The organism is Streptomyces sp. JLBG701 (assembly GCF_058544905.1).
The window spans coordinates 1,156,216-1,181,906 of the sequence record NZ_CM178588.1; the positions used below are offsets into that span (position 1 = coordinate 1,156,216).

The 25,691-nt window shown below is 71.4% G+C and carries 25 protein-coding genes; 16 read left to right on the plus strand and 9 right to left on the minus strand.

Annotated features, from left to right (window positions below; translation table 11 throughout):
- Window positions 1-61: 61 nt before the first annotated feature.
- The 7 genes from AC5DRG_RS05345 (at window position 62) to AC5DRG_RS05375 (ending at window position 7,642) form a co-directional block, all read left to right on the plus strand.
- Complete coding sequence (locus AC5DRG_RS05345; RefSeq protein WP_491808424.1) at window positions 62-898, plus strand: enoyl-CoA hydratase/isomerase family protein; 837 nt, start codon at window positions 62-64, stop codon at window positions 896-898.
- Between the two features lie 94 nt (window positions 899-992).
- Complete coding sequence (locus AC5DRG_RS05350) at window positions 993-1,625, plus strand: hypothetical protein (protein WP_491808425.1); 633 nt, start codon at window positions 993-995, stop codon at window positions 1,623-1,625.
- Entirely contained in the window at window positions 1,622-4,216 is a 2,595-nt protein-coding gene (locus AC5DRG_RS05355) for a putative PEP-binding protein (protein WP_491808426.1), read from the plus strand. Before AC5DRG_RS05350 ends, AC5DRG_RS05355 begins: the two co-directional genes overlap by 4 nt.
- Window positions 4,213-5,331: an acyl-CoA dehydrogenase family protein gene (locus tag AC5DRG_RS05360; RefSeq protein WP_491808428.1), complete on the plus strand. Its 1,119-nt coding sequence runs from the start codon at window positions 4,213-4,215 to the stop codon at window positions 5,329-5,331. Before AC5DRG_RS05355 ends, AC5DRG_RS05360 begins: the two co-directional genes overlap by 4 nt.
- 18 nt (window positions 5,332-5,349) lie before the next feature.
- Window positions 5,350-5,769, plus strand: coding sequence for a Zn-ribbon domain-containing OB-fold protein (locus AC5DRG_RS05365; protein WP_491808429.1), 420 nt, complete (start codon window positions 5,350-5,352; stop codon window positions 5,767-5,769).
- Entirely contained in the window at window positions 5,766-6,920 is a 1,155-nt protein-coding gene (locus AC5DRG_RS05370; RefSeq protein WP_491808430.1) for a thiolase family protein, read from the plus strand. Before AC5DRG_RS05365 ends, AC5DRG_RS05370 begins: the two co-directional genes overlap by 4 nt.
- 44 nt (window positions 6,921-6,964) lie before the next feature.
- Entirely contained in the window at window positions 6,965-7,642 is a 678-nt protein-coding gene (locus AC5DRG_RS05375; RefSeq protein ID WP_491808431.1) for an SDR family NAD(P)-dependent oxidoreductase, read from the plus strand.
- A gap of 7 nt (window positions 7,643-7,649) precedes the next feature.
- On the opposite strand, the gene AC5DRG_RS05380 is transcribed toward AC5DRG_RS05375, so the two are convergent.
- A complete protein-coding gene (locus AC5DRG_RS05380) occupies window positions 7,650-8,303 on the minus strand; it encodes a TetR/AcrR family transcriptional regulator (protein WP_491808432.1) in 654 nt (217 codons plus the stop codon).
- 143 nt (window positions 8,304-8,446) lie between these two features.
- On the opposite strand from AC5DRG_RS05380, the gene AC5DRG_RS05385 reads away from it, so the two are divergent.
- Entirely contained in the window at window positions 8,447-9,052 is a 606-nt protein-coding gene (locus AC5DRG_RS05385) for a TetR/AcrR family transcriptional regulator (protein WP_491808433.1), read from the plus strand.
- An 8-nt stretch (window positions 9,053-9,060) separates the two neighbouring features.
- On the opposite strand, the gene AC5DRG_RS05390 is transcribed toward AC5DRG_RS05385, so the two are convergent.
- The 4 genes from AC5DRG_RS05390 to AC5DRG_RS05405 all read right to left on the minus strand — a co-directional run bounded on the left by AC5DRG_RS05390 (window position 9,061) and on the right by AC5DRG_RS05405 (window position 13,013).
- Entirely contained in the window at window positions 9,061-10,431 is a 1,371-nt protein-coding gene (locus tag AC5DRG_RS05390) for a dihydrolipoamide acetyltransferase family protein (RefSeq protein ID WP_491808434.1), read from the minus strand.
- Window positions 10,428-11,453 carry an alpha-ketoacid dehydrogenase subunit beta gene (locus AC5DRG_RS05395; RefSeq protein ID WP_491808435.1) on the minus strand — a complete coding sequence of 342 codons (1,026 nt, stop codon included), beginning with the start codon at window positions 11,451-11,453 and terminating at the stop codon, window positions 10,428-10,430. The genes AC5DRG_RS05390 and AC5DRG_RS05395 overlap by 4 nt, the downstream gene beginning before the upstream one ends.
- A gap of 5 nt (window positions 11,454-11,458) precedes the next feature.
- Window positions 11,459-12,460 carry a thiamine pyrophosphate-dependent dehydrogenase E1 component subunit alpha gene (locus AC5DRG_RS05400; protein WP_491808436.1) on the minus strand — a complete coding sequence of 334 codons (1,002 nt, stop codon included), beginning with the start codon at window positions 12,458-12,460 and terminating at the stop codon, window positions 11,459-11,461.
- Window positions 12,461-12,557: 97 nt separating this feature from the next.
- A complete protein-coding gene (locus AC5DRG_RS05405) occupies window positions 12,558-13,013 on the minus strand; it encodes a VOC family protein (RefSeq protein WP_491808437.1) in 456 nt (151 codons plus the stop codon).
- Window positions 13,014-13,168: 155 nt separating this feature from the next.
- Between AC5DRG_RS05405 and AC5DRG_RS05410 the strand changes: the two genes are divergently transcribed.
- The 4 genes from AC5DRG_RS05410 to AC5DRG_RS05425 all read left to right on the plus strand — a co-directional run bounded on the left by AC5DRG_RS05410 (window position 13,169) and on the right by AC5DRG_RS05425 (window position 17,426).
- Window positions 13,169-14,452: an aromatic ring-hydroxylating oxygenase subunit alpha gene (locus tag AC5DRG_RS05410; protein WP_491808438.1), complete on the plus strand. Its 1,284-nt coding sequence runs from the start codon at window positions 13,169-13,171 to the stop codon at window positions 14,450-14,452.
- A 29-nt stretch (window positions 14,453-14,481) separates the two neighbouring features.
- Window positions 14,482-15,273, plus strand: coding sequence for an SDR family NAD(P)-dependent oxidoreductase (locus AC5DRG_RS05415; protein WP_351564154.1), 792 nt, complete (start codon window positions 14,482-14,484; stop codon window positions 15,271-15,273).
- A 31-nt stretch (window positions 15,274-15,304) separates the two neighbouring features.
- Window positions 15,305-17,041 (plus strand): PEP-utilizing enzyme, encoded by a 1,737-nt coding sequence (locus AC5DRG_RS05420; RefSeq protein ID WP_491808439.1) that lies wholly within the window; start codon window positions 15,305-15,307, stop codon window positions 17,039-17,041.
- Between the two features lie 70 nt (window positions 17,042-17,111).
- Window positions 17,112-17,426, plus strand: coding sequence for a putative quinol monooxygenase (locus tag AC5DRG_RS05425; protein ID WP_351564158.1), 315 nt, complete (start codon window positions 17,112-17,114; stop codon window positions 17,424-17,426).
- Between the two features lie 52 nt (window positions 17,427-17,478).
- Here AC5DRG_RS05425 and AC5DRG_RS05430 read toward each other — a convergent pair whose 3' ends face one another.
- The 4 genes from AC5DRG_RS05430 to AC5DRG_RS05445 are packed head-to-tail and all read right to left on the minus strand — an operon-like array spanning window position 17,479 to window position 20,455.
- A complete protein-coding gene (locus tag AC5DRG_RS05430) occupies window positions 17,479-18,510 on the minus strand; it encodes an NADP-dependent oxidoreductase (RefSeq protein WP_491808440.1) in 1,032 nt (343 codons plus the stop codon).
- Window positions 18,511-18,514: 4 nt separating this feature from the next.
- The gene (locus AC5DRG_RS05435; RefSeq protein ID WP_491808442.1) at window positions 18,515-18,730 is read right to left on the minus strand and encodes a transposase; all 216 of its coding nucleotides are present in this window, start codon (window positions 18,728-18,730) and stop codon (window positions 18,515-18,517) included.
- Window positions 18,731-18,737: 7 nt separating this feature from the next.
- Complete coding sequence (locus AC5DRG_RS05440) at window positions 18,738-19,040, minus strand: 2Fe-2S iron-sulfur cluster-binding protein (RefSeq protein ID WP_266896144.1); 303 nt, start codon at window positions 19,038-19,040, stop codon at window positions 18,738-18,740.
- Between the two features lie 8 nt (window positions 19,041-19,048).
- The gene (locus AC5DRG_RS05445) at window positions 19,049-20,455 is read right to left on the minus strand and encodes an aromatic ring-hydroxylating oxygenase subunit alpha (protein ID WP_491808443.1); all 1,407 of its coding nucleotides are present in this window, start codon (window positions 20,453-20,455) and stop codon (window positions 19,049-19,051) included.
- 357 nt (window positions 20,456-20,812) lie between these two features.
- Here AC5DRG_RS05445 and AC5DRG_RS05450 point away from each other — a divergent pair, with 357 nt between their 5' ends.
- From AC5DRG_RS05450 to AC5DRG_RS05465, 4 genes are read left to right on the plus strand one after another with little or no spacing between them, the layout of a single operon-like run.
- Window positions 20,813-21,955 carry a sugar ABC transporter substrate-binding protein gene (locus tag AC5DRG_RS05450; protein WP_491808444.1) on the plus strand — a complete coding sequence of 381 codons (1,143 nt, stop codon included), beginning with the start codon at window positions 20,813-20,815 and terminating at the stop codon, window positions 21,953-21,955.
- Entirely contained in the window at window positions 21,952-23,463 is a 1,512-nt protein-coding gene (locus tag AC5DRG_RS05455) for a sugar ABC transporter ATP-binding protein (RefSeq protein ID WP_491808446.1), read from the plus strand. Before AC5DRG_RS05450 ends, AC5DRG_RS05455 begins: the two co-directional genes overlap by 4 nt.
- Window positions 23,464-23,490: 27 nt before the next feature.
- Window positions 23,491-24,621 (plus strand): ABC transporter permease, encoded by a 1,131-nt coding sequence (locus AC5DRG_RS05460; RefSeq protein WP_491808447.1) that lies wholly within the window; start codon window positions 23,491-23,493, stop codon window positions 24,619-24,621.
- Between the two features lie 2 nt (window positions 24,622-24,623).
- The gene (locus AC5DRG_RS05465) at window positions 24,624-25,667 is read left to right on the plus strand and encodes an NAD(P)-dependent alcohol dehydrogenase (protein ID WP_491808448.1); all 1,044 of its coding nucleotides are present in this window, start codon (window positions 24,624-24,626) and stop codon (window positions 25,665-25,667) included.
- The last annotated feature ends 24 nt before the right edge of the window (window positions 25,668-25,691 follow it).

Genomic DNA, 25,691 nt, shown 5'->3' on the forward strand with positions numbered 1-25,691 from the left:
ACAGCGTCTTCAGTATCTTGCCGGGAGGCACCCGGTGACGGGAAGACGACAGGAGAAAGCCATGAGCCTCCCCGCGAGCGCCGAGCCGGTCCGGATCGTGCGCCACCCCGACGGTGTCGTCGAGGTGAGACTGGACGATCCCGGGCGGGGCAACGCCCTGGACCTCAGGACCGCGGAGGCACTGCGGGACACGACCGCCGAGGTGGCGGCGGACCCGGGCGGCGCGGTCCTGCTGCGGGCGGCGGGCGGCAGCTTCTGCGTAGGCGGTGACCTGCGCGCCTTCGCCGGTCGCGGCGCCGAGACCGGCGCTTATGTGCACGCCGTGGCGACCGCTGCACACGCCGCGATACAGGCTCTGCACGACCTGCCGGTGCCCCTCGTGACGGCCGTGCGCGGCGCGGCCGCGGGCGGCGGGATCGGCCTCGCCCTCGTGGGCGACATCGTCCTGGCGGCGCGGTCCGCGCGCTTCCGACTGGCGTACACGGCGATCGGGCTCACCCCGGACTGCGGGGCCTCATGGTTCCTGCCGCGCCTGGCAGGTCCCCGCCTGGCGGCGGACCTGATCCTCACCAACCGGGTCCTGACCGGCGACGACGCCGAACGGTTGAGCCTGGTCTCCCGGTCCGTGGACGACAGGCAACTGGACGACGCGGCCCGCCGGACCGCCGCAGGTCTGGCCGCCGGCGCCGGTGACGCGCTGCGCGCCGCGAAGGGTCTGCTGCGCGCCGGTGCCGGGGAAGAACTGCGCCGTCACCTCGCCGAAGAGGCGCGACTGATCGCCTTGCTGGCGGACGGCGGGGAGGCACAGGACCGCATGGTGTCGTTCCTCGCCGCCCGGGGCCGCTCGAAGGCGGGCGACAGCGGGACCGGGGCCAGGGAACCCGAAAGTGTTTCTTGAATCCCTCTTCACTAACACCCCGCCCGGAGCGTAACCTCCGGGCAACACAGAACCGAGGAACCGGTCACCACTGAACCAGGGAAAAGGTGTGGCGATGCAATCTGCTGCCGTGGACCTTCCGGACGCTCCCGACGAGAGCCTCACCGAAGCCGTCGTCGACCTCGTTCTGCGTGGCATGTGGCGCGGCCGGCCCGAGTCCGAGCACCGCCCCCTGGTCGACGCGGGGCTGGCGATGGTGAAGGGACCGGTGGTGCTGCCGACCGAGCGGGCCAAGGCCACCGCCTCGCGGATCCTGCGGGTTGCCGCGGGCTCCGAGCAGGAGGAGCGGATCACCGCGGCGTACGAGGCCTTCCTGCCGGTCAACCGGAAGATCCGCGACGTGTGCACGGCCTGGCAGCGCCGCCCCGACGGAACCGCCAACGACCACTCCGACAGCGGCTACGACGCCGAGGTGCGCGAGTCGCTGGAAGACGTGCACGAGGCCATCCAGCCCGTGCTGCGCAGGCTGGAGCGGGTGCTGGCGGGCAGCGGACGCTACCTCACGGCCCTGGAGGAAGCCCTCGACCACTTCGACGGGGGCGCGCTCGAAAGGCTGGCCTCACCGCTGTGCGACTCGTACCACACCGTGTGGATGCGGTTGCACCAAGAGCTGCTGCTGGTTCTCGGCATCAGCCGGGCCCAGGACGAGGCCCGCGAAGAAGAGCTGGTCACAAGGAGCCGAGGTTGAGCGTCACCGACCGCGAGGCGGGCCCGCTCGCACAGTCCGAGGCTCCCCGCACACCGTCCGAGACCCCCGGCCGGAGCCTGGTGCCCTACGGGCAGGGTCGGATCCGGGGCCTCGACGCCGCTGAACTGGGCGCGCACGGCGCGGCGATGGACCGGCTGGTGGCCCTCGGGCTGCCGGTCGTGCCGGGCCTCACCGTGCCCGCCGACGCCTCCGCGTCCCTGTGCGAACCCGACACCGCGAGATCCGCCGTCGAACTGGTCGAACAACTCTCGGGACGGCGGATCGGCGACCCGACCCGGCCGCTGCTGCTGCGCCTGTCGGCCAGCGCTCCGACCGAGATCGCCGGACTGCCGCCCGACCTGGCGTGTCTCGGCGTGACGCCCGGCAATGCGGGCGACCTGTGCGCCGTCATCGGTCGGGCGGAGGCACTGCACGAGGTGTGGGCCGCCACCGTGCGGATGATCGCCGAGTACGCCCTCGACGTCCCGGGTGCGGTGCTCGACGACGCCCTCCTCGACACGCCCGAGCCGCGGGAACAGGTCGAAGCACTGCTGGCGCTGGTGGCGCAGCACGGTTCCAGGCCCTTCCCCGACGACCCGGCGCAGCAGCTCGCGCTGGCCGCCCGCGCCCTTCTCGGCCGATGGGACTCGCCGCGCGCGAGAAGGTCCCGCCGGGCCCAGCGACTCCCCGCCGATCTCGCCGTCGCCCTGCACGTGCAGGCACTGCGCATCGGCCCGGCGGACCACTCGGGCCACGGCACGGCGGTCAGCCGCCACCCCGAGACCGGACGCCTCTCTCCCCAGGGCTCCTTCTTCCGTGGAGTGCGCCGCAGCGCCCCGCCGCCCCACACCGGTGAACCGCTGGAGCGGCTCGCGGGGGGAACCGCCCTGCTGGAGCACTCCCTGCTCACCCTGGAGCGTCATCTGCACGCGCCGGTGTCGGTCGACTTCGAGGTACGCGACGACGAGATCTCCCTGCTCGCCGCCTCGGCGCAACTGCGCCCGCCGCTTCGGGCGTCGGTGTGTCTGGCCGCTGACCTGGCCCGGGACGGGGCGCTCGGCCGCGAAGAGGCCGTACGGCGCATCACCCCCACGCAGGTGCAGGAACTGCTGCACCCCCAACTCCGGCTGACCGGCGGGGAGGAGCTCCTGGTGAGGGGGCTGCCCGCATCCCCGGGGGCGGCGACCGGAGCGGTCGCGCTGTCCAGCGAGCGTGTCCTCGAACTGGCCGCGGACGGCACTCGGGTCGTGCTCGTGGCTGCCGAGACGAACCCGGCGGACGTGCCCGGAATGCTGGCCTCCGTCGCCGTGCTGACCGGCAGCGGCGGCATCGCCTCGCACGCCGCCGTGGTGGCGCGGGGCGCCGGCAAGCCCGCGGTGTGCGGCGCCGAGGGGCTGCGCGTGGACCGGGCCGCCGGGACGGTGCGGATCGGGGACCGGGTGCTGCGCGAGGGCGACCCCGTCTCTTTGGACGGCCGCACCGGCGCCGTCTACGCGGGGACGCTGAGCGTCAGTGTCGCCGGACCGCTGCCCGAACTGTCCACCCTGCTGGAGTGGGCGGACGGCATGCGCCGGCTGGGTGTGCGGGTCAACGCCGACACGGCCGCGGAGGTGAGCACCGCCGTCGCCCTGGGCGCGGAGGGTGTCGGGCTGTGCCGTACGGAACACCAGTTCCTCGGCGAGCGGCTGCCGCTGATCCGCCGGGTGATCCTGGCCGCCGACCCGACGGCCCGCGACGAGGCGCTGCTGGCGCTGGAGCACGCCCAGCACGAGGACTTCACGGCACTGCTGGCGGCGGTCGGAAACCGCCCGGTGACCGTGCGCCTGTTGGATGCCCCGCTGCACGAGTTCCTGCCCGCCCCCGGGCAGGCCCTGGACGCGGCCGAGGAGCAGCGGGCCGCCGCGCTGCGCGAGGCGAACCCGATGCTCGGGCTTCGCGGAGTGCGGCTGGCGCTGCTGCACGAGCGGCTCTACCCGGCGCAGGCCGAGGCGCTCTTCACCGCCTGGGCCGATGTCGCCGCCACCGGAGTCCGCCCGGAGCTGGAGGTGATGATCCCGCTCGTCAGCATGCCGGAGGAACTGGCCGCCGCGGCCGCGTACGTGCGCGGTGCCGCCGACGCGGTCGCCGCCCGGACCGGAGTGGAGGTCCCGTACCGGCTGGGCACGATGATCGAGACCCCGCGGGCCGCGCTGCTGGCCGGCGAACTGGCCGAGCACGCCGAGTTCTTCTCCTTCGGCACCAACGACCTCACTCAGCTCACCTACGGATTCTCGCGGGACGACGTCGAGCGCCAGGTGCTCGCCAACTACCAGGAGCGCGGGTTTCTGACCGCCAGCCCGTTCGCCCGGCTCGACCGGCACGGGGTGGGCGCCCTGATCGAGCTGGCGGCGCAGCGGGCGCGGAGCGTACGGCCCGCCATCAAGCTGGGCGTGTGCGGAGAGCACGGCGGTGACGCGGAGTCGATCGCGTTCTGCGACGACCTGGGCCTCGACTATGTCTCGTGTTCCGCGCACCGCGTGCCGGTGGCCCGGATGGCGGCCGCGCACAGTGCCCTGCGGGAGCGGTGCGACGAGAGCGGGAGCACACGATGACGAGCACCGTGACGGACGGCGCCGCCCTGTCGGAGACCGAACTGGACGACCTGCGCGAGACCGTTCGGTCGGTGTGCGCGGACGCCGGCGGGACCGCCGCGGTACGCCGGATGTCCGAGCACTCCCCCGGCGTGGACGCCGAGTTGTGGGACACCCTCGGCCGGCAGGTCGGACTCGCGGCCCTCGGTCTGCCCGAGCCGGCCGGCGGCATGGGCGGGCTCGCCGAAATCGCCGTGGTCTGCGAGGAGTTGGGCAGGACGCTGGCGCCGGTACCGCTGCTGTCCTCCACCGTCCTGGCCGGCCAGGTGCTGGCCGGCTGCGGCACCGCCGACAGGGCACTGGCCGAACTGGCCGAGGGCACGGTGCACGCCCTGGCGGTGGCGGCCCCCGACGGAGCGTGGCGTTCCGACGCCGTGCCGGTGGCCGTCTCCTGGCAGGGCAGCGTGCCGCTGCTCGACGGCACCGCGCCGTTCGTCCTCGACGGCGCCGACGCCGAAACGCTGGTGGTGGCCGCGGCCGGTGCCGACGGGGTGGACCTCTTCCTCGCCGACCCGCGCGAGCCGGGGGTCACGGTGCGCCGGGTGCCGACCCTTGACCTCAGCCGGGGTCAGGCGGTGGTCACCTTCTCCGGTGCCCGGGCCCGGGCACTGACCGCCGGAGGCGAGGGGGCGGACGTCGTCTCCCGCGCCCTGGACGTGGCCCTGGTGGCTCTGGCGGCCGAGCAACTGGGCGGAGCGCAGGCCGCGTTGGACATGACGGTGGCCCATGTGCGCGACCGTACCCAGTTCGGCAGGGCGATCGGCGGCTTCCAGGCGGTCAAGCACACCTGTGCCGACATGCTGCTCCAGGTCGAGGCCGCGCGGTCGGCCGTGGTTCGCGCGGTGCGGGCGGCCGCCTCGCCCGAGGCGCTGGCCGAGGCGGGGGCGGTGGCACAGGCGTGGTGCGGCGAGGCGTTCGTGTCCGTCGCCGCCGAGTGCGTGCAGCTGCACGGCGGCATGGGCTTCACCTGGGAGCACGACGCACACCTGTACTTCCGGCGCGCCCAGTCCGACGCCGTCCTGCTGGGCGGCGCCGCACACCATCGGGAACGGCTGGCCGGGCTGCTGGGCTGGTGACGTGGAAGGCGGAACGGCATGACCACCAGAGTCATCGACGAGGTGTTGTTCGACGACGGGGATCCACCGCGTCTCGCGGGCGCGCGCTGCTCCGCGTGCACGACCGTGGTCTTCCCCCGGCAGGACTCGTGCCCCAAGTGTTCGGACGGCGCCATGTCCGCGCATGTGCTGCCCGTGAGCGGGCGCGTGTGGTCGTGGACGCTCCAGGCCTTTGCGCCGAAGCCGCCGTACCGCCCGCCGTCCGGCGGTCACCGGCCCTACCACGTGGGCTACGTGGACCTCGGTGAGGTGCTGGTCGAGGCGCTGCTGGCGGTTCCCCGCGCGGAGATACGGATCGGTCTGCCGGTCCGGCTCACCACGGTGCCCGCGTACCAAGACGAGGACGGAACCGAGGTCGTGACCTTCGCGTTCCGTCCGGACCCGAACGGGGAGCGATGAGCCGGACGGACGAGGTGTACGTGGTCGGGTGCGGGATGCATCCCTTCGGCCGCGACGAGAGCGTCACCGGCATGGACATGGCCGAGCGTGCGATACGCGAGGCGCTGGCCGACGCCGGTGTCGCCTGGGAGGACATCGGCTACGCGGCCGGCGGCTCCGACGTGTCCGGCAAGCCCGACACGCTGGTGGGCCGCCTGGGCCTGACCGGTGTGCCCTTCGTCAATGTGCAGAACGGCTGCGCGACCGGCGCCTCCACCGTGCTCGCGGTGGCCAACGCGCTGCGCGCGGGCGAGGCCTCGCTCGGACTGGCGGTGGGGTTCGACAAGCACGAGCGGGGCGCGTTCCACGTCTCCGCGGCCCGCTACGGTCTGGGCGACTGGTACGCCGAGACCGGCATGATGCTCACCACACAGTTCTTCGCCCTCAAGACCCAGCGATACCTGTACGAGCACGGGATCTCGGAGCGGGCGCTGGCGATGGTCGCCGCGCGGGCCTTCCGCAACGGCTCGCACCACCCCCTGGCCTGGCGGCGCAAGCCGCTGACGGAACCGGAGATCCTGGACTCCGCCGAGGTCAGTCCCCCGCTCACCCAGTACATGTTCTGTTCGCCCGGTCAGGGCGCGGCCGCGCTGGTGCTGGCGCGCGGCGACCGCGCCTTCGACCTGTGCGAACAACCGGTCAGGCTGGCGTCGTTGGCCTTCCGGACGCGGCGGTTCGGTTCGTTCGAGGTGTTCTCGCCCTGGCTGCCGCCGGGACCCCACCACAGCCCCAGCGTCGACGCCGCGGAGGCGGCCTTCCGCGCGGCAGGGGTGCGGCCCGCGGACGTGCAGGTCGCCCAGTTGCAGGACACCGACAGCGGCTCGGAGCTGATCCACCTGGCGGAGACCGGGCTGTGCGGTCACGGCGAGCAGGAGGAACTGCTGTCCGCCGGGGAGACCGATCCGACGGGCCGGATACCGGTCAACACCGACGGCGGCTGCCTGGCCGGCGGAGAGCCCGTCGGCGCCTCCGGGCTGCGGCAGTTCCATGAAGTCGTACGGCAGTTGCAGGGCCGGGCGCCCGGTGTGCAGGTGCCGGGTGCCCCCCGGGTGGGCTTCACCCATGTGTACGGGGCGCCCGGGATCAGCGCGTGCTCGGTTCTGACGGTGTGAGAGGCGGCGGGCGAAGCATGCGGCACGGCGGGAGAACGGCGCTGGTGACCGGCGGGGCACGCGGCATCGGCCTGGAGATGTGCCGACAGCTCGCCGACCAGGGGCTGCGGGTTCTGGTCGGGGCGCGAGGACGGGAGGCCGCCGAGGAGGCGTGCCGCGTCATCGGCCCGGCGGCGCTGCCGCTGGCCCTGGACGTGACGTCCGCGAAGAGCGTCACGCAAGCGGTCCGGGAGGCGACGGGGCTGACCGGTGGGATCGACGTGCTGGTGAACAACGCGGGCGTGTCCCTGGACCGGGAACTGCGGCCCCCGTATGTCGATGAGGACATCCTGCGGGCGACCCTGGACACGAACCTCACCGGCGCCTGGCGGGTGGCCGAGGCCATCGTCCCAGGCATGGTGGAAGCCGGCTACGGGCGGGTCGTGAACGTCACCAGCTCCTACGGTTCGCTGGCGCTGATGGACTCCGGTCGGCACCCCGCCTACCGGATCTCCAAGACGGCGCTCAACGCCCTGACCCGTATGCTCGCCGCCGAGCTGTCCGGCACGGGCGTCCTGGTCAACGCCGCCGACCCCGGCTGGACCCGCAGCGGCATGGGCGGGCCGTCCGCTCCGCGCGGTCCGGCGGAGGGGGCGGACACGCCGGTCTGGCTGGCGACCCTTCCCGAAGGCGACGAGACGACGGGCGGGCTGTTCGCCGACCGCAGGCCGCTGCCGTGGTGAACCCGCGTCAGGTCCGGGACGGGGCCGGCTTCTCCTCGGCGCCGACGATGCGCAGCGCCAGCGCCCTGACCGCTTCCAGCACGGACCGGGAGGGCAGCTGGGACAGCGGTCCGCCCTCCGCCCGCAGCGCCGTGACGAGCATGGTCGTGCTGATCAGTGTGCGGACCGCGAGGGCCTGCCCCGCATGCCGGGCCTTCGCCGCCCGGGGGCTGCGAGTGGTGCCCTCGGGCAGATAGTCGTAGCCACGCTGGATGTGCCGCTGCTCGAACTCGTCCCGCAGCACCTTGACGCTGCCGTTGGCGGAGGCTACCTGGACCTGGTACAGACGGGCCTCGTCCGGGTTCTGCTCCACCCAGTCCCACACCGCGTCGATGACGCGGACCAGGCCCTCCGCATCACCCGGCTCGGTCTCCGGACGTGCCGCCTCCACGACCGCGTTCAGCTGGTCGAAGACCCGTCGCATCGCGAGTTCGAGCAACTCCTCTTTGCCGTCGAAGTGGTAGTAGACGGCGGTGGGCACCACCTGTGCCTCGTCGGCGATGTCCTGGATGCTGGTCTCCGCGAATCCGTTGCGGCCGAACACCCGCACGGCGGCGGAGATGATGTGCTGCCGCCGCGAGGGCCGGTGGGCGGGCTGCTTGCCGTTCTTCGTGGTGGCCATCATGCTCCCTGCCGACTGCCGTGAACCCGCGTCCGTGGGCCCTGCGTACTGACCATTGTATCCAGTTACTACTCCCGCCCGACGGCATAATTCCTGCTACACAAGCACCTCCGGAGCACCGGGCTCCCGGCATACTTGACACCATGACGACATCCGGAACCCGCGCCGCTCATCGTCCGTCGCGCAAGCAGTGGGTGATCGACGCAGCCACGGAGCTGTTCGCCACCCAGCCGCCGGACGAGGTGACGGTGGCCGACATCGCCGCGCGTGCGGAGATGACCTCGGCAGCGGTGTACTACCACTTCTCCTCCAAGGACCAGGTCCTGGCGGAGGGTATGCGGGTGTTCGCCGCCGCGCTGCGCGAGCAGTTGCAGGCACTCACTCAGGCCCACGAACCCGACTCGGACATCGGCGCGGCGATCACCTCGCTGCTGGCCTGGCTGGGCGAACACCGGTCCGCCGCCACCGTCTTCTTCGTGTCGTCGGCCGGCATGAGCCAGGACGCGGAGGCACTGCGCCAGGAGAGCCGTACCGAACTGCTGGAAGAACTGGTGCGGCTGATCCGCAAGGCCCGCGGTCAGGTCTCCGACGCCGAGGCGGCGGTGATCGGCCTGGGCCTGCTGGCGCTGCTGGAGACCGCGGCGATCTCGCAGGTCCGGGGTGACGACGTCTACCGGTCGCTGGGGCACCGCTCCTTCGTCCGCGAGGTCGGCAACCTCGCGGAGCGGATCGCCGAGCCGGCCACATAGGCCTCGGATCACACCAGCAGGCGGAGGGGTTTGCTCAGCAGCTCACCTACGGTGCGCAGATATTCGGCCGCGGGTGCCCCGTCGACGGCACGGTGGTCGAAGGTGAGGCTGAGGGTGAGCACCCGAGTCCGCAGCGGCCGGTCGTCCACCCACTCGACGCCGTCCCTGAGCCGGCCCACGCCGAGGATCGCGACGTTGCCGGGGTTGATCACGGGGGTGAAGAAGTCGACGCCGTATCCGCCGAGTGAGGTGACCGTGAAGGTGGCCCCTTCCAACTGCGCGGGGGAGATCCGCCCTTCGCGTGCGGCCTGGGCCAGGGACCTCGACCGGCCGGCGATCTCGGGCAGCGGCAGCGCCACCGCGTCCTCGATCACGGGGACCATCAGGCCGCCCGGAACGGCCACCGCGAAGCCCAGGTGGACCTCGTCGAGCAGATGGATACCGTCCTCCCGCACCGTCGCGTTGAGCAGCGGGTGCTCGCGCAGCGCCAGGGCCGCGGCCTTCAGCAGGAAGTCGTTGATGCTGGGGACCGGCAGATCGCTGTCGGCCCACTCCTCCTTGAGCCGGTCCCGCAGGGACACCACGGCGTCCATCCGCACCTCGTAGCCGTGCGTCAGCTGCGCCATCTCCTGGAGGCTGGAGTGCATCCTGCGGGCGATGGTGCCGCGCATCCCGGTGAGTGGGATGACTTCACTGGGACGAGCGGGAGTGGCTTCGGGCGCCGGAGTGACGCCATCCAGATCCGCCCTGCGGATCCGGCCGCCGGGCCCGGTGCCGTTCACCTCGGAGAGATCGATGCCCCGCTCCTTCGCCAGCTTGCGGACCAGCGGTGAGGCGGGGGTGTCTCCCGACGGGACGAGGGTGACGAGGTCGCCGGGGAGGGCCGCGAGGAAGTCCTCCACGTCCTCGGAGACGATCCGTCCGCCGGGACCGGTGCCCCGTACGGAGGTGAGGTCGACGTCGGCGGCCGCGGCGACCCTCCGGGCGTTCGGCGAGGACAGAAGCCGGTCACCGATGCCGTTCTCACCGGTGCCGTTCACGGAGGGCGCCGCGCCGGCCTCGGGGGCGGGCGCAGCGGTCCCGGACCCGGACCCGGCGGGCATCGGCGTACCCACCGGGTCCGGTGGCTGTTCGCCCTCGGCCAGCAGCCAGCCGATGAGGGCCCCGGCCGGGACGGTGGCCCCGGCCGCGACCACCGGGTGGAACAGTCCCCCGGCCTCCGCCTCGACGTCCACGTCGACCTTGTCGGTAGCCAGCCGCAGCAGGGCGTCGCCCTCCGCGACGGCGGCGCCGGTGGGCACGAGCCATTCGTCGATCGTGCCTTCCTGCATCGTCAGGCCGATCTTCGGCAGCAGAACCTCGACCGCCACGTCGGTCACGACCTTTCGAGGAGACGCCGGCAGCCCTGGGCGATCCGGGTGCGATCGGGGACGTAGGCCTTCTCCAGGACCGGGGAGAAGGGGACGGGTGAGAAGGGGGCGCCGATGCGCAGAACCGGCGCGTCCAGGTGATCGAAGGCGGCGTCCTGGATCTGGGCGGCGATCTCCGCGCCGAGCCCGCCGAAGGTGACGGCCTCGTGCACCACGAGCACCCGGTTGGTGCGGCGGACCGAGGCGAACATCGTCTCGGTGTCCAGGGGCTGCACGGTGCGCGGGTCGATCACCTCGATCTCGACGCCCTCGGCCGCGAGTTCGTCGGCCGCCGCGAGGGCCTCCCCCACCATGCGGCCCAGGGCGATCACGGTGACATCGCTGCCCTGGCGCGCGATCTGCGCCTGACCCAGCGGGATGCCGTAGATCTCCTCGGGCACCTCGCTGGTGCTGCCGAGCAGGACCTTGTTGAGCATGACGACGACCGGGTTGTCGTCCCGGATGGCCGAGACGGTCAGGCCCTTGGCGGTGTACGCGTCGCACGGCATGACGACCTTGAGGCCGGGCACGTGGGCCAGCCAGGCCTCCAGGCTCTGGCTGTGCTGGGCCGCGGCGCCGAGGCCGGCTCCGGAGGCGGTGGTGATGGTGAGCGGCACGGACAGCGCGCCGCCGAACATGTACTTCATCTTCGCTGCCTGGTTGACGATCTGGTCGAGGCAGACGCCGATGAAGTCCATGAACATGAGGTCGACGACCGGGCGCAGGCCGCGGGCGGCGGCGCCCACGCCGAGGCCGACGAGGGCGGCTTCGGAGATCGGGGTGTCGATCATGCGGCGGGGGCCGAATTCGTCGAGCAGGTTGTCGAACATGCGGAAGACGCCGCCGTATCCGGCCACGTCCTCGCCGGCGACGAAGACGCTCTCGTCCTCGCGCATGGCCTGGGCGAGTCCCTCGTTGAAGGCCTTGACGTAGGTCAGTTTGCGGGCCGCGGCGTTCGGGGCGACGGCCGGTGCTTCGGTGGTGGTGGTCATGGCGGTCATCCCGAGTAGACGTTGAGCAGCAGGTCGGCGGGGTCGGGCAGCGGGCTGGTCTCGGCGTAGGCGATGGCCTCGGCGATCTCGTCGCGGGTGCGCTGCCATACGTCGTCCAGCTCCGCGCGGGTCGCGGCGCCGTCGGCGACGGCCCAGGTCTCCAGCAGGTCGATGGGGTCGCGGGCCTTCCACTCGGCGACCTCCTCGTCCGAGCGGTAGGGGTGCCGGAGGCCCTTGACGCCCTGATGGTCGAAGTAGCGGTAGGTCTTGGCCTCGATCATCATCGGGCCCTCGCCGGCCCGGGCCCGTTCGACGGCGTCGGCGGCGGCGCGATGGACGGCGAGCGCGTCCATGCCGTCGACGATCACGCTGGGCATGCCGTAGGCGGCGGCCCGGTCGGCGACGTCGGTGAGCAGCATGTGCCCGGACTGTGGCGTGAATTCGGCGTAGCCGTTGTTCTCGCACACGAAGACGACGGGCAGGCCGAGGATCGCGGCCATGTTGGCGCCCTCGTGGAAGGCGCCGATGTTGGTGGCGCCGTCGCCGAAGAAGGTCACGGCGACGCTGTCCTCGCCCTTGTAGCGGGCGGCGAAGGCGGCACCCACGGCGATCGGGACGCCCGCCCCGACGATGCCGTTGGCACCGAGCATGCCGCGGGTGAGGTCGTTGATGTGCATGCTGCCGCCGCGGCCGAGGCAGGCGCCGGTGACGCGCCCGTACAGCTCGGCGTACATCTCGCGGAGGCCGACGCCCTTGGCCACGGCGTGCCCGTGGCCCCGGTGGGTGGAGGTGATCTGGTCGTCGTCGCGCAGGGCCGCCATCACGCCGGCGGCCACGGCTTCCTGGCCGACATACAGGTGCAGGAAGCCGGGCAGCTTGCCGGCCTCCATGAGTTTGCCCGCCTCGGTCTCGAACAGCCGGATGCGCACCATGCGCTCGTGCAGATCCCTGATGACCTGCGCGGATACCTGGTGTGCGGCCGCATCGGCCGACTTCTTCTGAGCCATCGTCCGCCCCTTCGCCCGAGGGAGGTGTGCCACGGAAGTGGACTTTCTAGTGTCGCTCTACAGTAACCAGCGTCACGCACCTTACTGAAGAGATTCTCTAATTACTACGCCCCGGACCCGACTCCTCGCCGCGGTCGTCCACCAGCTCCACCGCATTGCCCTCCGGATCCGTCCAGAAGGTGATCCGCCGACCGTGCGCGCGGACGACGACCGGGTCCGACAAGGGCTTGGCGCCTGCAGCCCTCAGCGCGGCCACCACGGGGTCCACGTCGTCAACACGGAAGGTGAGATACGACAGCCCCGCACGTCCGGCCAGCGGATGCGCCACGAGGGCCGGCACCGCGGGCGACGAGGGAAGAATCAGCTTGACGCATCCCCCGGAGGGCACCTGCAGCCAGACGACGACCAGCTCGCCGCCCAGTCCGGCCGGGCCGCCGACGGCCACCGGTACGCGCGAGCGGTGCACGGCGCGACAGCCGATCACGTCGCGGTAGAAGCGCTCCATCGGCCCCAAGTCCCGTACCACCAGGCCCACCTCGAACGGTCGGACCATGACCATCGCACCCACCCCTACGGGAGACCGAGCCGCAACTTCACCACTTTCTATTGACAGAGCACACTAAGTCCTGTTGCAGTTTCGGACACAGCCCAGCTGTCGCATTCCGAAGCCGGTCACCGGCTCGCGGCTGGGAGGATTGTGAGGACATCGTGGTCCAGACCAGTTCGCCGGAGATCCGGGAGACAGACGCCGACCGCAACCCGCCCTCGGCCCCCGAATACTCCTCGTGGATCAGCCAGGACCGGTCCACCGACGCCGCATCCCTGACGATGCGGCGGGAGGCCGCCGAACTCGTCGAGCGCGTGATGGCGCACTACCGCGCCAACACGACGCACGAGGCGGACGGGCAGTGGACGGAACCCGTCGCCAACTACCTCGACGCCGACCGCTGGCAACGCGAGACGGACGCCGTCCACCGGAGCGTCCCGCTGCCGCTCGCCATGTCCTGCGAGCTGCCCGGTCCGAACACCTATAAGGCGATCGACGTGCTCGGCATCCCCGTGCTGATCACCCGGGACCGCCAGGGCGCCGTACACGCGATGATCAACGCGTGCCGGCACCGGGGGGCCAAGCTCCTCGAACCCGGCTGCGGGGTGTCGAGGCGGCTCACCTGCCCGTACCACTCGTGGTCGTACGACCTGTCCGGCGAACTGCGGGGTGTCTACGCCGAGAAGACCTTCGGTGACGTTCCGCGTGAGGGCCGCAGCCTGGTCGGGCTTCCGGCCGGGGAGCGGGCGGGGATCGTCTTCGTCTCGCTGGACCCGGCGGCCGAGCCCGACCTGGACGCCTGGCTGGGCGATCTGCAGCCGCTCCTCGAGGGTATGCGGCTGGCGGAGTGCCACCACTACGCCACCAGCGAGCTGACCAGTCCCAACTGGAAGGTCACCCTCGACGGATATCTGGAGACGTACCACTTCGCCTCGCTGCACCCGAAGACGGTGTTCGAGACGAACCTCTCCAACATGATGGCCCACGACACCTGGGGCCCCCACCAGCGCATCGCACCGGCCCTGCGCCCCATCGCGCAGGCGGTCGAACTGCCCCCGGACCAGCGCGATCCGGGCGACTGCGTCGGGCCCATCTACTGGCTCTTCCCGGGCCTCGCGATCGCCGGCGGCTGGCGCCAGAAGATCGCCGTCTCCCTGGTGCTCCCCCGGACGGCCACCGAGTCGGTGACCCAGCAGATCATCCTGCTGCGGGAGCCGGCGGTGACCGAGGAGGAGCGCCAGGCCGCCGACCGGTTCGGCGAGTGGTTCCACGAGGTGGTCCGCGACGAGGACTACGCGACCACCTACGGAGTCCAGCAGGGTCTGAAGGCCCTCGACGGGACCGACTTCGTCTTCGGACGCAACGAGCCCGGACTCCAGCACTTGCACCGCACCATCCACCAACACCTGGAAGACGGCGCCCAAGCCGCCAGAGCCACCAGGTGACGAACCAACAACACTCGCGGGAGAACAGCATGGTGGCTACGGGCAGCCTCGACGGACGTGTCGCAGTGATCACGGGCAGCACGCGCAGCATCGGCCGCGCCATCGCCGAGGCCTTCGTGGCCGACGGCGCCACGGTCGTCATCAGCGGCCGATCCGAGATCAAGGGCAAGCAGGCCCTGGAGGAGATGGGCGCCGGGGACCGGGCCGTCTTCCACCCCTGCGACGCCAACAGCCAGGAGGACATCGAGGGCCTCGCCGACTTCGCCGCCGAACGCTTCGGCCGGCTCGACATCTGGGTCAACAACGTCGGCGGCAGCTCCGGCTTCGCCCCCATCCACCAACTCAGCGACGAGGCATGGCACGACGCCCTCAAGCTGAACGTCAACGGCTACTTCTACGGCACCCGCCGAGCGCTGCCGAAGATGCTGGAGCACGGCTGGGGCCGCATCATCAACATCTCCTCCGTCGAGGGCAAGCAGGCCAACAAGCCGGGGATCAGCCACTACATCACCAACAAGCACGCGATCCACGGCCTGACCAAGGCGACCGCCTTCGAGTACGGCACCCAGGGCATCACCTGCAACGCCATCTGCCCCGGCGCCGTCGACACCGACCTGATGCGCGCCGCGGGGCCAGCCGCGGCCGAGGCCGAGGGCATCAGCTACGAGGAGTGGCTGAGCCGCTTCGCCGAGCACGCCGCCACCAAGAAGATCACCACGGTGGAGCAGATCGCGGCGGTCGCCTCGCTGCTCGCGAGCGAGGCCGGCACAGGAATCACCGGCGCACTGATCAGTGTCGACGGCGGAACGGCGCAGTGGTAGGCGCGGGTACGGACAGCGGGAGACCTCGGCCATGAAGAGCTGGATCACGGACTGGCAGCGCAGTGAGCGGCTGCCGCACTACACCCGCGCCAACGCGGGCGAGACCCTGCCGGAACCCGCCAGCCCGCTGGGCTGGACCCTGGTGTGGGGGCAGGGCCTGCAGGGCTGGCGTCGCGGCTTCGTCGGGTTCGGCATCTACCGCGAGGAGGAGGTGGCCGGCCCCCGACCGCCGTTCGTCGGCATGTTCGGCGGCCACTTCTACCTCAACCTCTCCCACATGCGGCTGTTCGGCATCCGCATGGGCCAGACGGCGGACCAGATCGACGCGGCCTTCGTCGGACAGCGCTCCGACACGCCGGTGTACCTGGCGCACCCGGACGACCAGGACGAGGAGCTGACCGCCAAGGCGGGCGGGACGCTTCAGCGGATGCTCGGCCAGAGCGGCTTCCCGGAGGCCGACGCCGACCGGCAGCGCTTGCGCGCACTGCGCCGCTCCCGGCCCGACCTGAAGCGGCTGTCCGAGGCCGAACTGGTGGCGTACGCACGGTCGTTGCTGGACGAGGTGGAGACGACCTTCCAGCGGCACGTCGAGTCCTCGCTGCCCGCGTCCGTCGGACCGGCGATCCTCGGCCCGCTGTGCGCGAGCGTGGATCGCCCCGGCGCCATGCTCGACCTCATCGGCGGTCTCGGCGACGTCGACTCCGCCTCCCCCTCGACCGGACTGTGGACACTGGCTCGCCAGGTGGCGGCCTCGGCCGAGCTGAGCGCGCTGTTCGACCAGGGTCCGGCCGCCGTGGAGCAGGCCCTCGACGGGGCGAGCGGCGACGTGAAGACGTTCCGCGACGCCTTCGAAGAGTTCCTGGCCGAATCCGGCGACCGCGGCCCCAACGAGTGGGACATCCACGCGCTGTCCTGGGAGGCGGCGCCCGTCCAGGCACTGGCCCTGGTCGACCGGATCCGCCACAGTCCCGACGACGACTCCCCCGCCGCCCGCCGGACACGGCTGACCGAACGGCGCGAGCAGACAGCACAGGAGATCCGGGCCGCACTGCCCGAGGAGACACAGCCCATGTTCGACGCCGGCATGCACGCCTCCCAGGTGTGGATCCCGGCCCGCGAACGCACCAAGGCCAACTGCGTCACCGTCATCAACGAGATCCGCATGGCCGTACGGGAGCTCGGTCGCCGCGGCGTCGAGGCGGGGCTCTTCGCCCGGCCCGAGGACGTGATGATGCTGCTGGACACCGAGCTCGACGGCTATGTCGCCGCCCCGGGGTCCTTCGGCCCCGTCATCGCGCGGCGGCTCGAGGAGTACGCCGCCCTGCACGACCTGGAACCGCCGTTCTTCGTCGCGGAGGACGCGCAGACCGACATCGGCACCTGGCCCCGGCGCGCCGAGGAGCGGACGCAGGCGGCCGTCGAGGGTGATGTCCTCGGCGGTGTCGGCGGCAGCCACGGCACCTACACGGGCCGCGTGCGGGTGGTCACCGACCCGGCCTCGTGCGAGGCGCTGGAGCCCGGGGAGGTGCTGGTCGCACCGATCACGGACGCGGCCTGGACCCCGCTGTTCCTGGTCGCCGGAGCGGCCGTGGTGGACGTGGGCGCGCTCAACAGCCACGCCGTGGTGGTCTGCCGCGAACTGGGCATCCCGGCCGTCATCTCCGTCGAGGTCGGGACACAGCGCCTGCGGGACGGAATGGTGATCACGGTCGACGGCGACAAGGGCACCGTCACCGTGGACAGCGTCCCGGCGCCGCTCGGCATCTGAAGCACCGCGGGCCCGTCGCTCCCCTGCACCGGGGCGACGGGCCCGCGGGCACGACCGCGAAAGGAATCCCGTGGCTGAGGAAATCATCGTCGCCGGCTGGATGGACTACGAGCCCGCCGACCGCGCCGGCATGCTGAGGGCCCTCGTCGAGCTGGGCCGGCATACCCGCGAGCAGGAACCCGGCTGTCTGGACTACGCCATGACCGCCGATCCCGCCGACGAGCGGCGTATCCGGGTGTACGAGCACTGGACCTCCCGGCAGGCCCTGGACGAGCACTTCTCCACCGCGCACATCAAGGACTTCCGGGCGGCCGTGGCGGGGCTGACCCGAGTCGGGGTCTCCCTGACGGCCCACACCGTCGCCGCGTCACAGCCCATGCGCTGAAACGGCGCCCCCCGCCGGGGGGCGCCGTTTCAGCCTGCCGGAAGGGGCCGTTTCAGCCGGAATCGCCCAGGCAGACCAGCATCTTGCCCACGTTTCCGCCGCCGAGCAGGGACAGCAACGCTCCCGCGGCGTTCTCCAGCCCGTCCACGACCGTCTCCCGCGCGGTGATCCGGCCCTCGGCGAGCCAGCCCGCGACCCGCTGCTCGAACTCCGGCCGCAGATCGTCGTGGTCGCGGACGATGAAACCGCACAGCGTCAGCCGCTTGAGGACCGCCTGGATCAACTGGTTGATGTCCACGGCCCGTCGGGCGCCGCCGAACTGCGACATCATGCCGCACAGGGCGACCCGGCCACCGGTCCGCAGCGCGTGCAGGGCGGCGGCGAGCTGCTCTCCGCCGACGTTGTCGAAGTACACGTCGATGCCGTCGGGTGCCATCCGGGCCAGGGCGTCGCGCACCGGCTCGGCACGGTAGTCCGCGGCGGCGTCGTAGCCGAACTCCTTGACCAGCAGGGCGCACTTCTCCGGCCCGCCTGCGGTGCCGACGACTCGGTCCGCGCCCAGCAGGCGCGCGAACTGGCCGGCGGCGGTACCGACGGCCCCGGCCGCCGCCGACACGAAGACGGTGTCGCCGGGGCGCAGCGCCGCGATCCGGGTCAGGCCCACGTACGCGGTGAATCCGGTCTGGCCGAGCAGCCCCAACCAGGTGGGCAGCGGGGCGAGTTGCGGGTCGATGCGATCCGCTCCGTCGGTGTCCGCCCCGTCCAGCACGGCCCGCTCCCGCCAGCCGAGTTGGTGGCGGACATAGACACCGGGCGGCACGCCGGGACAGCGGCTCTCCTCCACGACACCCAGGGCCCGGCCGTCGAGCGGTGATCCGGGGGTGAAGTTGTGCGTGTAGTGCTTCTCGGTGCTCTCCAGCCGCCCGCGCATGGACGGGTCGACGCTCATGTAGAGGTTGCGGACGAGGAGTTGGCCCTCACCGAGGGGTGGCAGGGGGCGTTCCTCGACGGTGAAGTCACCGGGGGCCGGCTCCTTTTCGGGGCGGCGTACCAGACAGACCACGCGGGTGGTGCGCGGAGACACGGCGTCACGCCTCCGGCCGAGGCGGGGTGCGCCGCTGTGCGAGGCGGCCGACCCAGCCGGCCATCTGAAGGTCGGCGTGGCGCAGTTCGCCCGACTGCCACCGGGCCTGGAAGTCGAAGACGCCCTGTGCCCCGGTCCTGGGGTCGGTCACCTCGACGAGTCCGTCCTCGGTGAGCCGGTACACATGCCCGGTCAGGGGGTGGATCACTTGCTTGGACATGGGGGTCTCACTCCTGCACTCGGCGGCGCACGCCGCGCTTGGTCACGGTCACCGGGCCCTCGACCCGCAGCCGGCAGGCGAGCCGGGTCAGGCCGTCCACCGGCCTGCGCAGGGCCTCGATGCCCTCGCGCTCCAACGGGCCCACGGGGGAACAGTTCTCGGCGCCGTCCTCCACCTGGACGAAGCAGGTACGGCAGGTGCCCTTGCCGCCGCAGACGGTGGGCCAGCGGTAACCGAGCCGCCGGGCGGCGGTGAACAGGTCCTCGCCGTCGAGGACTTCGAGCTCGACGCCCAGGGGTCTGACCGCCACGCGGTGGGTCACTGGTCCATCCACTGGTCGAGCGTCCGGTTGAAGTGGCGGATGCGGCTCTCCTGGTAGTTGGCCAGGGTGATGCCCGGCTTGCGCATCGCCTTGAGGCCCTGCTGGACGTAGGGGAGGTTTTCGCAGTCCTGGTCGAAGACGGGGCCGAGCACGCCGAGTTCGGGGATGTCGGCGAAGAGCATGTCCTCCGGCACCCAGCGGATCTTCACCGGGGGCGGCATCTCGCCGGGCTGCTTCGGGGAGGACATGAAGATGATCTCCGCGGTGCAGGAGTCCGGGTCGAGGCCGTTGGGCCGGAACCGGTAGATGATGTTGGACTTGGCCCCGCCCCAGGGGTTGAAGTTGGGGAACAACAAGTAGTTGATGGCGTCCAGCAGTTCGGTGTCGGCGGTCTGCGAGAAGTCCTGGCGCGAGGTGGCCGCCAGTTGCGCACGCATCCGCTCGGCGAGGACCTGGCGGGCGGTGCCGCCCGGCGGGATCGCCGGCATTTCGTCGCCCTCCTGTATCACCAGGTCGCGGCCCTGGGCCGCGGCGTAGAACGCGCGCGAGTCGTAGAACGTCTCGAGGACGTCCTCCTCCGTGACGGACTCCGCCACGTGCGGGCTGGGCGCCCCCTGGATGTTGATCATCCGGTTCCAGTTCGGCTGGTCCGCCATGACGTCGTACTGGGAGTTGGCGTCGGCGAGCCACGGCAGCATCTGCGGGTGGGTGGCGATCACGTGGAAGGACTCGATGAAGGCGTCCTGCGCGATCTTCCAGTTGCAGGGCAGCACCTTGGCGATGTGCAGCGACTTGTAGCGCTTCTCCAGTGGCCAGATGTAGTAGTCGTCGAAGGTGCCGCGGTAGGAGTCGAAGGACTCCGCGTACGGGTCCATGTTGATGAAGACGAAGCCGCGCCAGGTGGCCACCTGGGCCTCGGGGAGGGCGAACTTCTCCGGGGTGACGTGCGGGAAGTCCCAGGCACAGGGCGGGGTCTGCATCGTGCCGTCGAGGTTCCAGGCGAAGCCGTGGAACGAGCAGCGGAACTCGCTGACGTTGCCGCCGCCGGTGCGCAGTTTGCGTCCGCGGTGCAGGCAGACGTTGACGAACGCGCGGATCTCCTCGGGGGCCGTGCGCACGACGATGAGCGAGTCGTCGCCGATCTCGTAGACCTCGTGGTCGCCGACCTCGGGAATCTCGCTCTCCAGGCAGGCGAACTGCCAGACGCGGCGCCACACCTGCCGCATCTCGCGGTCGGCCCATTCGCGGGAGGTGAAGCGGGCGGTGTCGATGTCCTCGCTGCCCAGGTGGTCGTTCCGCTCGTACCTCAGGGCGGGGGGAACAGGGCGGCTGTCCTGGTCGAGGTAGTCCTGGACGCTGGGCCCGGGGCACCGCGCCGTGCCCAGCTCCGATGTTTCGTCCATCATCTCTCCTCCGGCAGAAACTTTAGAGCGAGTGTAGTTACCGGTTGCGGTCGGGAGCAACACTCGCGACGGTGAACGAGCCGGCATCTGCCGAGGTCATCGCGGAATCAGCTTTAAATCCTGGATTTTCTTGCGGAGACCCTCTCCCCAAGCACGCCGGGGCATGTCACACTCCGACCCACTTGAGGCTGTAGTGCCTCATAAGTTTCTCCGTTCCGGAACGGTCTTGCCCGTCCCGGCCCCAGCGCCCCGGGGCTCTCACCCCGGCGCCCCGCGCCGTACCCCACGTCGGCGATCGACGCAGCCCTGCATTCCCCAGCACCTCTTGCGTGCGCCACACCACGGGAGTACTCAACGATGAGTTCCAGACCCGGTCGCGCGGTCCGCCGCGCCCTCACCGCGATCGTCCCCGTCACTGCCCTGCTCACCCTGACGGCGTGCGGCAGCGGCACGACCCCGGCCGCAGACTCCTCGCAGGCGGCGGCGCCCGGATCGCCCGGCCTGACGGCGGCCCGTGCGGCTCTGAAGACGTATGCGCAGCGCCCGGCCGCGATCTCCGTCACCCAGCCGGTCGGCAAGCAGATCCCCAAGGGCAAGAAGATCGACTTCATCCTGTGCGGCGTCCAGTCCTGCAAGGACCTCGCCGACTTCTTCACCGGCGCCGCGGGACAACTCGGCTGGAAGGTGAAGCAGATCGCCACCCAGGGCACGCCGGAGTCCGTCCAGGCGGCCTACGAACAGGCCGTACGCGACAAGCCGGACGCCGTCGTCGCCTCCGGTTTCCCACGTGCCGTCTACGCCAAGCAGCTGGCACAGCTGAAGGCGGCCGGTATCCCCGTCATCCAGTCGAACGCCGACGACGTGGTGGGCGACGGCATCTCCCTGTTGAAGAACGGGCCGGACGACGTGGGCGTCCAGGGCGAGATGCTCGCTTCATGGGTGGTGTCGAACAGCGACGCAAAGGCGAACACCGTCTACTTCGACCTTCCGGCCTACACGATCCTCAAGCCGGTCAAGGACGCCTTCGCGGCCAAGTACAAGGAGTGGTGCGCCGGTTGCGCGCTGGACAACGTCGACGTGCCGATCACCTCGGTGGGCAAGGACATGCCGGACCGCGTAGTGTCGTACCTCCGGTCGCACCCGAAGGTGACCCATGTCGTGTTCTCCCTGGGCCTGCTCAACGTGGGTGTGCCGGCCGCGCTGAAGACCGCCGGCGTCACCGGCAAGCACATCGTCGTCAACGTCGGTGACGCACAGAACTACCAGTACATCCAGAGCGGTCTCACCGACGGCGCGATGGCGCTGAACTCCCATGAGACGGCCTGGCTCCAGGCCGACGCGCTGGCCCGGCACTTCACCGGCCAGTCCATGGCCGTGGACCAGAAGGCGGCGCTGCCCAACATGCTCGTCACCAAGGACAACCTGCCTTCCGCCGACGGTGACTTCCCGATCGTCGAGAGCTACCAGAAGCAGTTCAAGGCGCTCTGGGGCCTGAGTTGACCGGGCCGGTACTGCGGGTGGCCGCCCTGTCGAAGAGATTCGGCGGCACCCAGGCACTGAGGGACGTGGATCTCGAGGTCGCGCCCGGCGAGATCCACGCCCTCATCGGGCCCAACGGTTCTGGCAAGTCCACCCTCATCAAGATCCTCGCCGGCTTCCACCACGCGGAGCCGGGTGCGGTGGCCGAACTCGACGGCGAGCCCTTCGACCTCGGCCATGTCACGGCCTCCCGCCACGACCGGCTCCGCTTCGTCCACCAGGAGCTGGGACTGGTGGGCGAGTTGAGCGCCATCGACAACCTGGCGCTCAGTCACGGCTTCGCCCGCACGGCCTTCGGCAACATCCGCTGGCCGGAGATGGAGAGACGCACAACCGCCCTCGTCGAACGGTTCGGTCTCGGCATCGACGTACGCCGTCCCCTGGTGGCGGCGACTCCCGTGCAGCGCGCGGTGGTGGCCATCGCCGCCGCGCTGCAGGGCTGGGACGGCGGCCGCGGTGTCCTGGTGCTCGACGAGCCCACCGCCGTGCTGCCGCCCGGCGAGGTGGCCCGCCTCTTCGACATCGTGCGGGAGGTCCGCGACGCCGGCGCCGGCGTCCTGTACGTCTCGCACCGGATGGACGAGATCTTCGCGCTCGCCGACCGGGTCACCGTCATCCGCGGCGGACGCCGGATCGCCACACGCCGGGTCGCCGAGCTCACTCCGCGCTCGCTGGCGGAACTGATGGCGGGCGAGGAGACGGAGACCGACCACCGCCCGGCGCCCTCCGCCGGTCCCGCCGACCCGGTGCTGGAGGTCCGTGACCTGTGGGCCGGGCCCCTGCGGGGAGTCGACCTCGACCTGGCCAGGGGCGAGCGTCTGGGCATCACCGGCCTGGTCGGCTCCGGCCACGAGATCGTGCCGTACGTCGTGTGCGGGGCCCATGCCGGGCCGGTGAGCGGCAGGCTGCGGCTGCCGGAACGCTCCGAGCGGTGGACCGAGGCGCGTGACGCCGGCGCACTGGGCCTTCCCCTGGTCCCGGCGGACCGGGCGGGCGAGGGAGTGATCGGCGACTTCTCGGTCGGCGAGAACCTCACCCTCCCGCTCCTGCACCGACTGCGCGCCCGGGCGGGGCGACTGCACCGGCGCCGCGAGTCCGCCCTGGCGGAGGACTGGATCAGGCGGGTAGGGGTGCGCACGGCCGGACCCGGGGCGCGGATCACCACCCTGAGCGGCGGCAACCAGCAGAAGGTCGTCATGGCGCGCTGTCTGGCACAGCGCCCGCCGGTGCTGGCGCTGTGCGAGCCCACGGCGGGCGTAGACGTCGCCACCCGCCTGCAGCTATACGACCTGATAGAGCGTCAGGCCGACGAGGGCATGGGCGTCATCGTGTGCTCCTCCGACACGCAGGACCTGCTCGCTCTGTGCACCCGTGTCCTGGTGGTGCGCGACGGCCGGATCGCACGGGAGATCAGTGGCCGGGACGTCACCGAGTCCGCGCTCGTGCACGCCATGGAAGGAACCGAGTGACATGAGCCTTGGAAGGGACCCTCTGACATGACATCCACACCGACCCGGGCGGCGCAGCTGCCGCCGTCCGCACCGCAGAGGTCCGCGGTGTTCGTCCCCGGGGCACTGGGCCGGCGGGCGGTGACCGCCCTGTCGTTCCGGAACATCGGCGCCGTATACGTGTGGCTGGTCATCGTCGTGCTCTTCTCTGTGTGGGCGCCGGACACGTTCCCGACCATCATCACGGTCAAGCAGGTACTGAACGGCAACGCCGTGGCCGGCCTGGTGGCACTCAGCGTCGTACCGCCACTGGCCGCACGCGTCTTCGACCTCTCGGTCGCCTACACCATGTCGCTCACCAGCGTGCTGACCGCCCGCTTCCTGGTCTCCGCCGGACTCGGTCCCGGCGCGGCGATCACCCTGGCGATGGCCGCCGCGCTGCTGATCGGAGTCGTCAACGGAATCGTGGTGGTGGTACTGCGCGTCGACTCGTTCATCGCCACCCTGGCCACCGGAGCGCTGATCCAGTCGCTGATCACCATGGTCACCAACGACAGCTCCATCACCGGTGTGCAGCTGCTCGCCAAGCCGTTCGCGAGCATTGCCCAGCTGGACGCGGGCGGCATCACCCTGCCGGTGCTGTATCTGCTGCTCGCCGCGCTCGCCATCTGGTTCCTGCTGGAACACACCGCCACCGGGCGCCGGTTGTACGCGACCGGCTTCAACGCCGACGCGGCCCGGCTGCAGGGCGTGCGCACCGACCGGCTGCGCTTTCTGACCCTGGTGGCCTCCGCGCTGCTCTCCGGCTTCGCCGGCATCGTCTTCGCGTCCTCGGTCGGATCCGGCTCGCCGACCGCGGGCACCCCGTATCTGCTGTCGGCGTACGCCGCCGCCTTCGTCGGGGCGACCCAGTTGCGGGCGGGCCGCTTCAACGCCTGGGGCACGGTGCTCGCGGTCCTCCTGCTCGGCACGGGCATCACCGGACTCGGGCTCGCCACCAGCGCGCAGTGGGCCGCAAGCCTGTTCACCGGCTCGGTCCTCATCGTGGCGCTGGTCCTCACGGGTGGCCGGATCGCCCTGCCTGCCGTGCTGCGCCGCCGGAAGGGAATCCCTTCGCTTGCCGGCGCCGGGACTCCCCCGGAGAGCGGCGCCCTGCCTGCCACCAGCAAGGAGATCTGACCATGAAGGCTGTGCAGTACCGGAGGGTGGGACACGCCCCCGAGGTCGTCGAGGTTCCCGTGCCCGAACCGGGCCCGGGCCAGGTGCTGTTGAAGGTGACGGCGGCAGGGCTGTGCCACTCCGACCTGGCGGTCATGGGCTGGCCCGAGGAGCAGTTCCCCTACCCGCTGCCGATGACGCTCGGCCACGAGGGTGTCGGCACGGTCGCGGCCCTGGGCAGCGGTGTCACGGCAGTGGCGGAAGGCGACGACGTGGCGGTGTACGGCCCGTGGGGCTGCGAGCACTGCCACAACTGCGCCCAGGGCAAGGAGAACTGCTGCCCGCGCGCCGCCGGGCTCGGGATCCTGCCGCCGGGACTCGGCTCCCCCGGTGCGCTCGCCGAGTACATGCTGGTGGACTCGCCCCGCCACCTGGTGCCGCTGAACGGACTGGACCCGGTGCAGGCCGCCCCGCTCACCGACGCGGGGCTGACGCCCTATCACGCGATCAGGAAGTCACTGCCCAAGCTGGTCCCGGGCAGCACAGCGGTGGTGATCGGGGTCGGCGGCCTGGGTCACCTCGCCGTACAGCTGCTCCGCGCCCTGACACCGGCCAGGGTGGTCGCCCTCGACGTGAGCAAGGAGAAACTCGAGCTGGCACGCACCGTCGGCGCCCACGAGACGCTCCTCTCCGACGGCGCGGCGGCCCCACGGGTGCGGGAGCTCACCGGCGGGACGGGAGCGGACGTGGTGCTGGACTTCGTGGGAGCCGAGGCGACGCTCGCGGTGGCCGCGGCGTCGGTAGCGGTGGAGGGCGACGTGACGATCGTCGGCATCGGTGGGGGCACCCTGGCGGTCGGCTTCGGCGGTGGGCTGCCGTTCGAGGTCTCCGCCTCGTTCCCCTACTGGGGCAGCCGCCCGGAACTCATGGAGGTCGTCGAGCTGGCGCGACAGGGGCTGGTCTCCTCCCACGTCGAGACCTTCACACTCGACGAGGCGCCGACGGCCTACGAGCGTCTGCACGCCGGCGACATCAACGGCCGCGCGGTGGTACTGCCGCACGGTTGAGCCGCGCCCCGTGCAGGGCCGGCG

Excerpts from the sequence above, each read along its gene's own strand:
- AC5DRG_RS05395 (WP_491808435.1), bottom strand. The coding sequence starts at position 11,453 with ATGACCACCACCACCGAAGCACCGGCCGTCGCCCCGAACGCCGCGGCC.
- AC5DRG_RS05345 (WP_491808424.1), top strand. The coding sequence starts at position 62 with ATGAGCCTCCCCGCGAGCGCCGAGCCGGTCCGGATCGTGCGCCACCCC.
- AC5DRG_RS05450 (WP_491808444.1), top strand. The coding sequence starts at position 20,813 with ATGAGTTCCAGACCCGGTCGCGCGGTCCGCCGCGCCCTCACCGCGATC.
- AC5DRG_RS05400 (WP_491808436.1), bottom strand. The coding sequence starts at position 12,460 with ATGGCTCAGAAGAAGTCGGCCGATGCGGCCGCACACCAGGTATCCGCG.
- AC5DRG_RS05415 (WP_351564154.1), top strand. The coding sequence starts at position 14,482 with ATGGTGGCTACGGGCAGCCTCGACGGACGTGTCGCAGTGATCACGGGC.
- AC5DRG_RS05370 (WP_491808430.1), top strand. The coding sequence starts at position 5,766 with ATGAGCCGGACGGACGAGGTGTACGTGGTCGGGTGCGGGATGCATCCC.
- AC5DRG_RS05405 (WP_491808437.1), bottom strand. The coding sequence starts at position 13,013 with ATGGTCCGACCGTTCGAGGTGGGCCTGGTGGTACGGGACTTGGGGCCG.
- AC5DRG_RS05460 (WP_491808447.1), top strand. The coding sequence starts at position 23,491 with ATGACATCCACACCGACCCGGGCGGCGCAGCTGCCGCCGTCCGCACCG.
- AC5DRG_RS05420 (WP_491808439.1), top strand. The coding sequence starts at position 15,305 with ATGAAGAGCTGGATCACGGACTGGCAGCGCAGTGAGCGGCTGCCGCAC.
- AC5DRG_RS05350 (WP_491808425.1), top strand. The coding sequence starts at position 993 with ATGCAATCTGCTGCCGTGGACCTTCCGGACGCTCCCGACGAGAGCCTC.
- AC5DRG_RS05435 (WP_491808442.1), bottom strand. The coding sequence starts at position 18,730 with ATGTCCAAGCAAGTGATCCACCCCCTGACCGGGCATGTGTACCGGCTC.
- AC5DRG_RS05380 (WP_491808432.1), bottom strand. The coding sequence starts at position 8,303 with ATGGCCACCACGAAGAACGGCAAGCAGCCCGCCCACCGGCCCTCGCGG.
- AC5DRG_RS05385 (WP_491808433.1), top strand. The coding sequence starts at position 8,447 with ATGACGACATCCGGAACCCGCGCCGCTCATCGTCCGTCGCGCAAGCAG.
- AC5DRG_RS05360 (WP_491808428.1), top strand. The coding sequence starts at position 4,213 with ATGACGAGCACCGTGACGGACGGCGCCGCCCTGTCGGAGACCGAACTG.
- AC5DRG_RS05365 (WP_491808429.1), top strand. The coding sequence starts at position 5,350 with ATGACCACCAGAGTCATCGACGAGGTGTTGTTCGACGACGGGGATCCA.
- AC5DRG_RS05465 (WP_491808448.1), top strand. The coding sequence starts at position 24,624 with ATGAAGGCTGTGCAGTACCGGAGGGTGGGACACGCCCCCGAGGTCGTC.
- AC5DRG_RS05445 (WP_491808443.1), bottom strand. The coding sequence starts at position 20,455 with ATGGACGAAACATCGGAGCTGGGCACGGCGCGGTGCCCCGGGCCCAGC.